Here is a 12200-nt window from a genome sequence, read left to right as displayed (position 1 = left end):
TCCTCTTCTGCTGACTCTATCTCCAACTCACGCTCATAGAAAGCAGCAAGTTTCGCGTGACGCGTCACGACTTCATTGTAACGCTCCGAGAAATTAGGTAGTAATATATCTCCTACACGAAGACCATTACGCCCAATCTTATCTTGATACGTTGGTCCGATTCCTTTTAAAGTAGAACCTATCTTACTACCCCCACGAGCTTCTTCCGAAATTCGATCTAAAGCTCGGTGCGAAGGAAGGATTAGCTGGGCCTTCTTAGAAACGAACAGATTCTTTGCCCAATCGATGTTGCGGGCATTGAGTTTTTGTAACTCACCTAAAAAAATAACAGGATCTAATACGACACCGTTACCAACCACATTGATGATATGTGGGTGAAAAATTCCGGAAGGTACTTGGTGCAGCACGTGTTTTGTGCCGCCAAAGGTCAGGGTGTGACCTGCGTTAGGTCCGCCCTGAAAACGAGCTACTACATCATAAGTAGGAGCTAGCACATCGACAATTTTCCCTTTCCCTTCATCTCCCCATTGTAATCCAACTAGTACATCAACTGGCATTAGCTTACGGCTTTTAATTGTTCAACAGCAGCCGCGTCGTCGTCTGCAATTGTGAAAATGGCATTGAGCTTTGTAAGAGCTAGCATCTTACGCGGATGCTCAGCAGGGCTAATTAATACTAACTCGCCACCACGGCTACGGTATTTAGTGAGTAGTGACACCAAGACGCCTATTCCGGTGCTGTTGATGTAACGAACATTCGACAAGTCGATAGCACAGTTTAGGATGGAATCACCTAGGTGACTATTGACTATGTCGAGAATTTGCTGGGAATCAGGACTTCCTATTAAGTCGCCGGAGAAGCGAACGAATAAAATACCGTCTTGAACGGTGGAATCAGTTTTCATTCAGAGAATGGGCAATGGCCTTGGCGCGGCAGTCGCCGCAGACGCCGTAAAGGTTTAAAGAGTGGTGCAAGATATGGAAATTCAAAAGGTCACCGACCATTGTTTGAATGCCATGAATGCGCGGGTCACAGAACTCTACCACCTTATGACACTCTGTGCAAATCACATGGTCGTGCTGACGGTATCCATACGATTTCTCGTACTGAGCCAAGTTGCGACCAAACTGATGTTTACTCACCAAGCCATGTTCTACCAACAGGTCTAATGTATTGTAGACCGTAGCACGGCTTACCTGTAGCCCCTGGACTTTCATGCCAGCGTACAGTTCCTCTACATCGAAATGGCCAGTTCGGGAATAGATTTCCTCCAGAATGGCATAACGCTCCGAGGTTTTGCGCAAGCCTTTATTCTCGAGATAGGCGGTAAAGATCTTCTTTACCTCCTCAAACTTTTCTTTATCAAGCATTTTGCAACCTGTACTATAAGGAGTGGCAAAGGTAAGTAACTACAATAGGACACGGATGGATAGGGTTCAACCCGTTATACCTCTGCACAATCCTCATGAGATTTTTATACTACTTAGGGCTCAATTAGACTTTTGAAAACTCTACGTATCAAAACGTTCAACGAGCAGTACTCCGTTCACTTTGAGAAGACGATGAATGAGCTTGTGTAAGTGCGTCGTATCGTGCACAAACACTACAATCTGTCCTTCAAACATTCCATCATTGGAGTCGACAGTGATAGAGCGCATGTTCACCTTGAGGCTGTTGGAGATGATGCGCGTAACGTCATTTACTAGACCAACACGGTCCGAACCTTTAATTCGAATACCAGCTAGGAAAGCTAGCTCCAATTGATCAGTCCACTTAGCGCGTACGATACGATTACCATAATTCGACATCAACTCGACCGCTTTTGGGCAAGACGTACGGTGAATGACAATACCCTCATCCGTTTCGAAACCAAACACGTCATCACCAGGAATCGGATTACAGCAAGGTGCAATCGTATAATCGAACTTGTCTGTCTTCTCCCCTATTAAGAGCATATTTGAGTTGATACCGCGGATCTTCTGCACTTCGTGGTCAAAGCTCTTGGGCTCCAAAGGCGAAGGTAGGCGTGGTGCAGGTGTCGCAGGGTCAAACAGATGTTCCTTGATCTCTCGCCCATCGATCTGTCCAATAGCTAACCGGTAGAAAAAATCCTGCAGGTTGTAGATGTTGTAGTGCGCAAGCAGTCGGTTCAGGCTATCCTGATTATACTCAACGCCAAGCAGCTGCAAGCGCTTCTCTACCAGGAAGCGGCCGTCCTCGGCTTTGCTGCGCTTATCATCCCGCAAGAATTCCTTGATCTTTGAGCGAGCCTTCGAGCTAATGACGTATTGCAGCCACTCTTCGGTAGGTCGCTGCTTTTGGGAGGTAATAATTTCTACTTGGTCGCCATTACGTAGCTGATAACTTAGCGGCTCAAGCTTCTGGTTGACTTTCGCACCTAGGCATTGCAAGCCTATGTGAGTATGGATTTCGAAGGCAAAGTCAAGCGCGGTTGAACGCTCGGGAAGGATAACAAGCTTGCCTTTGGGCGTGAAGACGTAAACTTCTTTAACAAATAAGTTTTGCCGAAACTCATCCATAAACTCCAACGCACTGGAGTTATTGGTTTCGAGCATCTCCCGGACTTTCGCAATCCAAGCTTCTAAACCAGACTCTGGTTGTGGTACGCCTGTGTCTTTGTACTTCCAATGCGCAGCGTAGCCCTTTTCGGCAATGTCATCCATTCGACGCGAACGAATTTGCACTTCCACCCACTGGCCAGTGCGCGACATAACAGTAGTATGCAAGCTCTCGTAGCCGTTGGCTTTTGGCGTACTTACCCAGTCACGCAAACGGTCGGGGTTAGGTTGGTAGAAATCCGTAACGATAGAATATACCTGCCAGCAAGCTGCTTTTTCCTGCTCCGGCGGCACATCCAAGATTACACGAATGGCAAACAGATCATAAACCTCATCGAAGGTCACGTTCTGCTTACGCATTTTGCGCAGGATAGAATAGATAGACTTAGGCCGGCCTTTTATCTCATAGTGAAAGCCTTGGGCTTGTAATTCGTCATCTATGGGAGTTACAAACTCCTTAATGAAGCGGTTACGGGCACTGCGACTCTGGCGTACCTTATTTACCAGTTCTTGGTACACCTCAGTATCTGTGTACTTCAGATATAAGTCTTCTAGCTCTGTTTTGATGGCGTAAAGACCCAGGCGATGCGCTAATGGCGCGTAGAGGTAAATGGTTTCTGAAGCAATTTTGAGCTGCTTATGGCGCGGCATTGAGTCGAGCGTACGCATGTTGTGCAGACGATCGGCCAGCTTGATAAGAATCACACGCACATCTTCCGAAAGAGTGAGCAGCATTTTGCGAAAGTTCTCAGCCTGCTCAGATGTACCATATTCGAATACGCCTGAAATCTTCGTGAGCCCATCGATAATGCGGGCAACCTTAGGGCCAAACTCCCGCTCTACATCTGCAATCTCCCAAGTAGTATCCTCGACGACGTCGTGCAGAAGGGCCGACACAATACTAGTAGTACCTAGCCCTATTTCCTCCACTGCTATCTGTGCCACAGCTAGTGGGTGCAGAATATACGGCTCCCCTGACTTACGGCGCATGTCTTTATGCGCTTCCAGTGAAGTATTGAACGCTTTTTTAATCAACTTGGCATCGTTGCCAGATAAGTAAGGTTTAGCCGTACGGAGTAGGCGGCGGTACTGCCGCAAAATCTCGTTGCGTTCTACTTCAGGGTCAATCAGGGTAGGCATAATAAGCAGAGCAAAAGCAGCACATCACAAGCAGCATCTATTTGCTAAAGTACAAAGCCTACAGAGGTTTTGCAGGATGTGATCAGTTTATAACACACACCTAGCAACAAAAGGTTTGTCTTCTTACTCCCTCTTCCTTCTTAAGAGCAGGAGTGCACAAACTAAATTTTACACTTTAAACTATTGTCGCACAGATTGATGTAAATTATTTTTCGATAATAGAGCAGGTATATTCATTAACACGTTTGGAATTTAAAAGTCGTTTTGTAGTTTTGCGGCCCCGAGGCAGTTGGCCTCGTACGCGGATGTGGCGAAATTGGTAGACGTGCCAGACTTAGGATCTGGTGCCGCAAGGCGTGTGGGTTCGAGTCCCTCCATCCGCACTTATTATTTTCTCTGGTACTTAGTACCAACAAACGAATTAGCCCTCAACCCAACCGTTGGGGGTTTCTTTTTAGCCCATAGTCTGCTTTTGACGTAACGACCCGCCTAGGGCACGCTACTTCCATCTACCCTTAACCGACCACTCGTTTTGGACATTACTCTCGATAAAAACGAAGATCAACTTAATGCCATCCTGACAGTACACCTGACGGAAGCTGACTATTCAGCTGCTGTTGAGAGCAAACTAAAGGAGTACAGCAAAAAGGCCCAAATCAAAGGATTCCGGCCCGGCAAAGTGCCCGTAACATTGGTGCGCAAGATGTACGGCAAGGGGATTTTGGCGGATGAAATCAACAGCTTGCTTGGCAAATCTGTAGACGGGTATATCAAGGAGAACAACATCAAAATCCTAGGTGAGCCACTACCGCTGGAAACCCAGGTTGATTTTGACACTCAGAAAGATTTTGATTTTAAGTTTGAGCTAGGTCTGTTACCAGACTTTGAACTTCCCGCTGATCAGTCGATTACAGTTGACCGTCAGCAAGTAACAGTTGACGAGAAGACCTTAGAAGAAACGCACGACCAGATTGTACGCCAATTTGGAGAGAGCACTAACCCTGACGCTTCAGAAGCAGGTGACTACCTCTATGGTAAGCTTAAGAAGGCTGACGCAGAAGGTGAAGGCCAGACGGTGTTGCTTCCTATCAACAAGGTAAAGAACGGTGTAGAGAAGTTTATCGGTGTGAAGCCCGAGGATGCTATTACGTTTGACCTAAAGGATGCTTTTGCTGGAGACGCTTCAGACATTGCTAACTTCTCAGGTCTCTCGAAAGATGAAGCTGCCAATGTTGAGGGTGACTATGTGTTGACAGTTGAGAAAATCAACCGTACTACCACACCAGAATTCGACCAAGAGCTTTTCGATAAGGTATTCGGCAAAGACGTTGTGACGTCGAAAGAAGACTTTGATGAGAAGGTTCGCACGACCATTCAGGAGAACTACGACCGCGAAGCCGAAGGCTTGATGAACCGTCAGATCGTAGATCAGATGGTGAACAACACGACTATCACAGTTCCGAAGGAGTTCTTTAAGAAGTGGTTAGTGCGCGCTAACGAAGGCAAACTGACGCCCGAGCAGGTAGACGAGCACTACGACGACTACGAGCGTGAATTGAAGTGGTCGATGATTCGCAACAAAGTAGTTGAGGAGCAAGGCCTGAAAGTAGCAAACGACGAAATCGTAGATCGCACGATGCAGAAGATCCTAGGTCAGTTCAACATGGAAATGACCGACGAATTGCGCGAATCGATGCGGAGTTTTGCTGACAATTATCTGCGTCAGGAGAACGGCAAGAACTACGTGAACGAGTATGAAGCCATTCTGGCAGAAAAGGTAATTGAAAACCTGCGCGGCAAAGTTGTTGTTAATGATAAGCCGGTTTCGGCTGAGGATTTCCGGAGTCAAGCTGTTAGCTAATCGCTGACTGCTTGGTTTTGTAACCCACAAAAAAGCCCTTACTTGCCGCAAGGGCTTTTTTGTTGCCCGGAGGTTTTGTCCTTAACAATTCTCCTACATTTTCTGTCATGCTGAATAAACAAGAATTCCGCAAGTTTGCCGTCAAAGGCCAGGGTCTTAGCGGACTGGGCGTGGACCAGTATTTGAACCACGTTGAAGGCCAAGTGCGTTCGGGTATGATGTTGCCAACGGGGATGACGCGTTCGGTAATTGAGGAGCGCCCTACGCGCTTTGCTGAGATTGACGTTTTCTCGCGCCTGATCATGGACCGTATTGTATTCCTTGGTACGGCCGTTGACGACTACATTGCGAACATTATTACGGCCCAGTTGCTCTTCCTAGAGTCAGCTGATGCGAAGAAAGATATCTTACTCTACATCAACTCGCCCGGCGGTTCAGTATATGCTGGCCTAGGTATCTATGATACGATGCAGTACGTAAATCCAGATGTAGCTACGATCTGCACGGGTCTGGCTGCTTCGATGGGTGCTGTGTTGCTCGCTGGTGGTGCCAAAGACAAGCGTTCGGCGCTTCCTCACGCTCGCGTGATGATTCACCAGCCTTCGGGTGGCGCACAAGGTCAATCGACCGATATCGAAATTACTGCTCGTGAGATCCTGAAGCTGAAGAAGGAGCTATACGACATCTTGGCTAAGCATTCGGGTAAGACCTACCAAGAAATTTACGACAACTCGGAGCGTGATTACTGGATGCGCGCCGACGAAGCAAAGGAGTACGGTCTGATCGATGAAGTACTGGAACGTAAGGTTCAGTAGAGCTAGGTTGAATTAAAATTCGGGAACCTAGGTTCGCTAGTAACCGCATAATGGGAAGCTCCTCGTTGGTTTTGGTAACCAACGAGGAGCTTTTTCGCTTTTAAATAGAAGCTACGCTGGCTGGCAACCTTTTTGCCTACCTAAGGCGTTTGCGTTTTCGTACCTTTGAGGCTGCTTAACTTATTGAGAGCGGCTCCCCTACCCTATCCAGAGAGATACCTAGCAATGGCAGATATCACGTGCTCCTTCTGCGGCAAGAGCAAAAAAGACGTCTCGGTTATGATTTCCGGCATCAACGCCCACATTTGTGAGCGCTGCGTCGGACAGGCCCAGCAAATATTGAACGAGGAGAACAAGATCCGCTCGAACACAAAAGCGCCTAAGTTCAACCTTGTGAAGCCCCGCGAGATGAAGGAGTATCTCGACCAATACGTAGTAGGGCAAGATGAAGCAAAGAAGGTGATGTCGGTAGCGGTATACAACCACTACAAGCGCCTCATGCAAAAGCCGACAAAGGATGATGTCGTAATTGAAAAATCGAACATCATCATGGTGGGCGAAACAGGAACCGGTAAAACATTCTTAACTCGGATGCTAGCCAACATTCTGCAGGTCCCCTTCTGCATAGCCGATGCCACGGTACTCACCGAAGCAGGCTACGTAGGTGAAGACGTAGAAAGTATCCTAGCTCGCCTGCTACAAGCCGCTGACTACAACGTGGAGGCTGCCGAGCGTGGCATCGTGTACATCGACGAGATTGATAAGATTGCTCGCAAGAGCGATAACCCAAGCATCACACGTGACGTGAGTGGCGAAGGCGTGCAGCAAGCCATGCTGAAGCTCCTAGAAGGTACTGTCGTGAACGTGCCACCGAATGGTGGTCGCAAGCACCCTGAGCAAAAGATGATTGCGGTGAACACCGAAAACATTCTCTTTATCTGCGGTGGTGCTTTCGTGGGAATCGACCGCATCATTAAGAGCCGTTTGAACACGAAGCCGATGGGCTTCGCCAAGACGATGCTAGAAGATCAAATCGATACCAAGAACTTCCTGCGTTATGTTACGGCACAGGATATGAAAGCCTTTGGCTTGATTCCAGAGTTAATTGGTCGTCTGCCTGTGCTGACCCATTTGAATCCGCTGGATCATGCTACGCTGCGGAAGATCCTGACGGAGCCCAAGAACTCTATCGTAAAGCAGTATCAACGGCTATTTGAGATGGAAGGCATCGAGCTTTCCTTCACGGAATCAGCACTTGAATATATCGTTCTTAAAGCGGACGAGTATCGCCTAGGTGCCCGCGGCTTGCGTTCGATCTGTGAGAGCATCATGACGGACGCCATGTTCGAGATGCCTTCAGAAGCGGGCGTCAAGGAATTCGCGATAGACTTAGACTATGCCCAGAGCAAGTTTGAGAAGTCACCGTTGAAGCAATTACGGGCAGCATAGCTCGTACAAAAACCAAAAGGTGGGGGCTGGTAGAGGATTCTCTACCAGCCCCCACCTTTTTAACGGCCAGCTAGTTACGCTCTTAAATACTCCACCATCAGTTTTGCAGCTTTATCAGCGGCATTGTGCCGGCCTAGCTTTTCCTGCAGTTCAACGTAACCAGCTTTCTGCTGAGCAATAAATTCCTCGTCAGCTGTTACTTTTTTAAGCTCCATCACCAAGTTGCGAGAGTTAAACTCTCCTTGGATCAACTCTTTCACTACTTCTCGGCCTACAATCAGGTTGACTAGTGAGATGTAAGGCACTTTGATGACCGCTTTACCAATAGCGTAGGTGATGCCGCTGGTACGATAGCATACCACTTGCGGCACTCCGAACAGAGCCGTTTCTAACGTAGCAGTACCACTCGTGACAAGAGCAGCCTTGGCGTGCTGCAGCAGGTCAAATGTCTGCCCGAAGATAATCCGAACGTTGTTGCGCTCGAAGTGCGCATAGTAGTTGGGGTCTAAGTTATCAACACCAGCTACTACAAACTGATAATTCAAGAATGGTGGCAGAATAGACAGCATCACATAGAGCATGGCCTCGATTTCCTGCTTACGACTGCCGGGTAGCACCGCAATAATGGGCTTATCAGTAGCTAGCTTGTTATGCGCGTAGAAGTCGGGGTTGGCTGGGTGTTCAGCTACGGCATCAGCCGTTGGGTTACCGATATAATCTACTTCATACCCAAAGCGCTGGTAAAACTCCGACTCAAATGGAAGAATCACGAACATGCGGTCAACCAGAGCTTTTACTTTGTGTACACGCCCTTGGTTCCAAGCCCATATTTTGGGCGAGATGTAGTAGAAAACTTTAATGCCGTGCTGCTTAGCAAACTTCGCCACGCGTAGATTAAAGCCGGCATAGTCAACTAAGATGAGTACATCGGGCCGATAGGCTAGCAGGTCGCGCTGACATTCCCTTAGGTAGCGTCGAAATTTCAGAATGCTTGTTGCCGCTTCCAGAAAGCCCATAATGGCCATTTCCTGATAATGGTGCACCAGCTCACCCCCTTCGGCAGCCATCATGTCGCCGCCCCAACACCGGAACTCGGCGGTAGCATCTTGGTGGCGCAATGCATGCATGAGGTGCGACGCATGAAAATCGCCGGAACGCTCCCCCGCAATCAGGTAATACTTCATGTTAGAAGTGTTGAATGTTGAACGTTGAGTGCTGAGCCTATGGCGAAGCTTAAGTTTTGCACTGACAGTAACGCTATCCTTCTTAATACTTCGCAGTTAAACTCAATCCTTTTACTCCTCGCCGTAATATTCCACGAAGTTGCGGGGTGTTTCGTAGAGTTTGATGCAGTGGAGCTGCGCAGCAGAAATGTTCGGCAGCTCGTGCTGGAGAATTTGCCAGAAGGCAACAGCTAGGTTTTCAGTGCTAGCGAGTTTGCCTTGCATGAAAGGCACATCCAGGTTGAGGTTTTTATGATCAACCTGATCAATGATGTGCTTTCGGATGATTTTACTGAGTTGTTTTAAGTCAACCACGAAGCCAGTATCTGGGTCGGGCTGGCCTTTCACCGTTACAATCAGTTCGTAATTGTGCCCGTGCCAGTTAACATTAGCACAAGGCCCAAATACTTCGCGGTTGCGTTCATCAGACCAGGTAGGGTTGTATAGCTTGTGAGCGGCATTGAAGTGCTCCTGCCGACTAACGTAGATCATTGTGAAGGTGTTGATTGGTGGATATGTAAATGCGCTGGTTGGTTGAACCGTTCCGATTGAAAGCCAACAAGCATTGGTCTATTCGTAAGCTTCCCCCAACAATACGTGAACACATCCGTTCTTTTTCGCCGCAAATATACGAAGAACCATGCGCCGCACCGGACCTAAGGAAGCGACCAACGTAGAGACGCATTGATTCCAGTAAAGTACCTTTGAACAAAAACTAGCTCTGCCCTATGATCGTCGTCACTGGTGCAGCCGGCTTTATTGCTAGCTGCCTCGTCACTCGCCTCAATGCCGCCAACTTCAACGATATCGTAGTGGTGGATAATTTCGCCGTGGAGCGTAAGCTCGCTAACCTAAAAGGAAAACGGCTACGTGCGTACGTCGACCGCAACGAATTTTTCGACTGGTTGGCAGAACATCACGAGGAGGTTGAGTTCATCTTCCACCTAGGTGCTCGCACGGACACAACTGAGCAAAGTCGTGATGTATTTGATTTGCTCAACTTAAACTACTCGAAGCAGATGTGGCAGGCTTGCTGCCAGTACCAACTACCGCTGGTATATGCCTCGTCGGCGGCTACTTATGGGTCGGGCACGCTCGGCTACTCCGACGACGACATCCTATTGCCCTTGCTGCGTCCTCTCAACCCATACGGCGAGTCGAAGAACGATTTCGACAACTGGGCGGTAAACCAGGTAGAGAAGCCCTTCTTCTGGGCCGGGCTGAAGTTCTTTAATGTATATGGCCCCAATGAATACCACAAGGGCCGTATGGCATCAGTTATTTTCCACGCTTTTGAGCAGATCCGCAACACGGGTTCCATGACCTTATTCCGCTCCCACAACCCCGATTACGCGGATGGCGAGCAGAAGCGGGACTTTGTGTATGTGAAAGATGTGGTGGAAGTGTGCTACTTCCTGATGCACCACCGCCAGCACTCTGGTATATATAACCTAGGTACCGGCGAAGCACGCACCTTTTTGGATTTGACTCTGAACACCTTTGATGCCCTAGGTCGCACCGCGGACATTCACTTCAAAGACACCCCCGAGGATATCCGCGACACTTACCAGTACTTCACACAAGCTGATATGCAGAAACTGCGTCACATTGGTTATGACCAGCCTTTCACTCGCTTAGAAGACGGTATCCAAGACTACGTACAGAACTACTTGGTACCCGGCGCTTACATATAAGGCCTTATTCAGCCTCTCTTTTCACAGCAACAGCCCGCCCAATTATTCTTATGAGAATAGCCGGGCGGGCTGTTGCTGTGAAAAGGTAGTTGTCGCTTAATAATAAGCAAGGTACAAAGTGTCTATCAAAGCGCGACAACGCGCATTACTTGCGAGAAGCCTTTTCCAACTAGCTGTACGTAGTAGATACCCGCTGGTGTCGAATTTCGGTGCCAGATAAATCGATGCCAACCGGCATTGACCAGCCCTTGTTGCAACGTAGCAACTTCCTGCCCTAGCGTGTTCAGGATTCGCAATTGCACCGCCATTTGAGTAGGCACTGAAAACTCAATCATGGCCTCTTCCTGGAGCGGGTTGGGGCTGATTGGGTATAGCGTTGGTGTTTTACTGAGCGAGCGGTGCAACACATAGGTATCAATCAATACATGTTTGCGAGTATAAAACTGTAAGGCTAGGCTATCAGGGTTGGCGTTGATAAGCATAGCCCCGTAATCGCCGTTGAAAATAGTTCGGCTCTCCGCTATAGGTCGCGGATTAACTCTATAGATGCTACGTCCGCCCAAACCGTTGACAAAGTAAGGTAGCCCATCGGCTAACAAGCGTTCATAATGGTGGTCATGGCCGGCTAACACAACCGAGGCGCCCCACTCCCGGAAAGGCCATTGCAGTTCTTTCGTATTCCCATGTGCTCCTGATGAATACGGCGCATGATGCAGGTACACTATCTTCCAACGCGCCGTAGACGTAGCTAGCTTTGCTCGCAGCCATTGAGCCTGTACAGAGTTTGCCTCAACGCCATCTGGATCTGCGGGGTCACTATCAATGGCGAAGAGGTGAACATCGCCCCGTACAAAATCATAGTAGCGTCCGTTGCCTGGCAACGTGAAGTAGTCACGATACGGCTCGCCATTACGCGTGTAATAATCATGGTTGCCGAGCGAGGGAAAGAAGCGATTAGAGGAGGCGCTAGGTCCATAGCGGCCGCGATACTTATAAATATAGTTGTGATAATACTGGCCAATGTTCCTGTCAATAGTGGTAGAGTCACCTAGATCGTAATTATTGTCGCCAAGTGTAATGATAAAGTCTGGCTCCCACCCTTTTACCATATCTGCTACATCCTTCTCTGGTTGTCCAGCAAAGCCATAATCGCCGATAGCAGCAAAACGCTGCGCATGGCTTAGAAGAGGCAAAGTACCTAGCAATCCCACAATGGCCAGACGTCGAAAAAAGGCAAAAGGCATGCAATTCATGATACTATTTTTACGATCAATTATAACTATTAAAGAATATTATAAGACCTTAATAGTTATTGGTTTTTAGATACGTTATTCGCAGCGTTTTATGAGATTCATCCTATTTGAGCGACCTAGCTACCAAGCCCTAATCTTACCATCGAAACATCGTTTTTGAAGAACATCCCTCTGCAGAACGCTACC

11 protein-coding genes and 1 tRNA gene (1 of these 12 only partly in view) are annotated in these 12200 nt (G+C 48.1%); 5 read left to right on the top strand and 7 right to left on the bottom strand.

Going from position 1 to position 12200, the window contains the following annotated elements:
• The 4 genes from SD425_RS06965 to SD425_RS06950 all read right to left on the bottom strand — a co-directional run.
• On the bottom strand, nucleotides 1-557 hold the beginning of the coding sequence (locus SD425_RS06965; protein ID WP_324676817.1) for an adenylosuccinate synthase. Its footprint begins 715 nt before the window's first position; the window shows 557 of its 1272 coding nt (coding positions 1-557); the start codon lies at nucleotides 555-557; its stop codon lies off the left edge, out of view.
• A complete protein-coding gene (locus SD425_RS06960) occupies nucleotides 557-904 on the bottom strand; it encodes an STAS domain-containing protein (RefSeq protein ID WP_324676815.1) in 348 nt (115 codons plus the stop codon). Before SD425_RS06960 ends, SD425_RS06965 begins: the two co-directional genes overlap by 1 nt.
• Nucleotides 894-1370, bottom strand: a complete 477-nt coding sequence (locus SD425_RS06955) for a transcriptional repressor (RefSeq protein WP_324676813.1) — start codon at nucleotides 1368-1370, stop codon at nucleotides 894-896. The genes SD425_RS06960 and SD425_RS06955 overlap by 11 nt, the downstream gene beginning before the upstream one ends.
• Nucleotides 1371-1511: 141 nt before the next feature.
• Nucleotides 1512-3719 carry a bifunctional (p)ppGpp synthetase/guanosine-3',5'-bis(diphosphate) 3'-pyrophosphohydrolase gene (locus SD425_RS06950; protein ID WP_324676811.1) on the bottom strand — a complete coding sequence of 736 codons (2208 nt, stop codon included), beginning with the start codon at nucleotides 3717-3719 and terminating at the stop codon, nucleotides 1512-1514.
• A 301-nt stretch (nucleotides 3720-4020) separates the two neighbouring features.
• On the opposite strand from SD425_RS06950, the gene SD425_RS06945 reads away from it, so the two are divergent.
• The 4 genes from SD425_RS06945 (at nucleotide 4021) to clpX (ending at nucleotide 7844) form a co-directional block, all read left to right on the top strand.
• A tRNA-Leu gene (locus tag SD425_RS06945) sits at nucleotides 4021-4102 on the top strand.
• Nucleotides 4103-4251: 149 nt separating this feature from the next.
• Complete coding sequence (tig, locus tag SD425_RS06940) at nucleotides 4252-5580, top strand: trigger factor (protein ID WP_324676809.1); 1329 nt, start codon at nucleotides 4252-4254, stop codon at nucleotides 5578-5580.
• 107 nt (nucleotides 5581-5687) lie between these two features.
• Nucleotides 5688-6395, top strand: a complete 708-nt coding sequence (locus tag SD425_RS06935) for an ATP-dependent Clp protease proteolytic subunit (protein WP_324676807.1) — start codon at nucleotides 5688-5690, stop codon at nucleotides 6393-6395.
• A 225-nt stretch (nucleotides 6396-6620) separates the two neighbouring features.
• Nucleotides 6621-7844, top strand: a complete 1224-nt coding sequence (clpX, locus tag SD425_RS06930; RefSeq protein WP_324676805.1) for an ATP-dependent Clp protease ATP-binding subunit ClpX — start codon at nucleotides 6621-6623, stop codon at nucleotides 7842-7844.
• 74 nt (nucleotides 7845-7918) lie between these two features.
• On the opposite strand, the gene lpxB is transcribed toward clpX, so the two are convergent.
• Entirely contained in the window at nucleotides 7919-9028 is a 1110-nt protein-coding gene (gene lpxB / locus SD425_RS06925) for a lipid-A-disaccharide synthase (RefSeq protein WP_324676803.1), read from the bottom strand.
• 111 nt (nucleotides 9029-9139) lie between these two features.
• Nucleotides 9140-9559, bottom strand: a complete 420-nt coding sequence (locus SD425_RS06920; protein ID WP_324676801.1) for a 6-pyruvoyl trahydropterin synthase family protein — start codon at nucleotides 9557-9559, stop codon at nucleotides 9140-9142.
• A 236-nt stretch (nucleotides 9560-9795) separates the two neighbouring features.
• On the opposite strand from SD425_RS06920, the gene rfaD reads away from it, so the two are divergent.
• The gene (rfaD, locus tag SD425_RS06915) at nucleotides 9796-10761 is read left to right on the top strand and encodes an ADP-glyceromanno-heptose 6-epimerase (protein WP_324676799.1); all 966 of its coding nucleotides are present in this window, start codon (nucleotides 9796-9798) and stop codon (nucleotides 10759-10761) included.
• 125 nt (nucleotides 10762-10886) lie between these two features.
• Here the strand turns inward: rfaD and SD425_RS06910 are convergent, their stop codons facing one another.
• A complete protein-coding gene (locus tag SD425_RS06910; protein ID WP_324676797.1) occupies nucleotides 10887-12005 on the bottom strand; it encodes a metallophosphoesterase in 1119 nt (372 codons plus the stop codon).
• Nucleotides 12006-12200 lie beyond the last annotated feature (195 nt).

This window comes from Hymenobacter sp. GOD-10R (assembly GCF_035609205.1).
Classification (GTDB): Bacteria; Bacteroidota; Bacteroidia; order Cytophagales; family Hymenobacteraceae; genus Hymenobacter.
The sequence above is the reverse complement of the archived record's forward strand: the minus strand, read 5'-3'. Positions and strand labels throughout refer to the sequence as shown.

Coding starts and splice junctions, on each gene's coding strand:
- SD425_RS06960 (WP_324676815.1), bottom strand. CDS start 904: ATGAAAACTGATTCCACCGTTCAAGACGGTATTTTATTCGTTCGCTTC.
- SD425_RS06955 (WP_324676813.1), bottom strand. CDS start 1,370: ATGCTTGATAAAGAAAAGTTTGAGGAGGTAAAGAAGATCTTTACCGCC.
- SD425_RS06950 (WP_324676811.1), bottom strand. CDS start 3,719: ATGCCTACCCTGATTGACCCTGAAGTAGAACGCAACGAGATTTTGCGG.
- SD425_RS06935 (WP_324676807.1), top strand. CDS start 5,688: ATGCTGAATAAACAAGAATTCCGCAAGTTTGCCGTCAAAGGCCAGGGT.
- clpX (WP_324676805.1), top strand. CDS start 6,621: ATGGCAGATATCACGTGCTCCTTCTGCGGCAAGAGCAAAAAAGACGTC.
- lpxB (WP_324676803.1), bottom strand. CDS start 9,028: ATGAAGTATTACCTGATTGCGGGGGAGCGTTCCGGCGATTTTCATGCG.
- SD425_RS06920 (WP_324676801.1), bottom strand. CDS start 9,559: ATGATCTACGTTAGTCGGCAGGAGCACTTCAATGCCGCTCACAAGCTA.
- rfaD (WP_324676799.1), top strand. CDS start 9,796: ATGATCGTCGTCACTGGTGCAGCCGGCTTTATTGCTAGCTGCCTCGTC.
- SD425_RS06910 (WP_324676797.1), bottom strand. CDS start 12,005: ATGCCTTTTGCCTTTTTTCGACGTCTGGCCATTGTGGGATTGCTAGGT.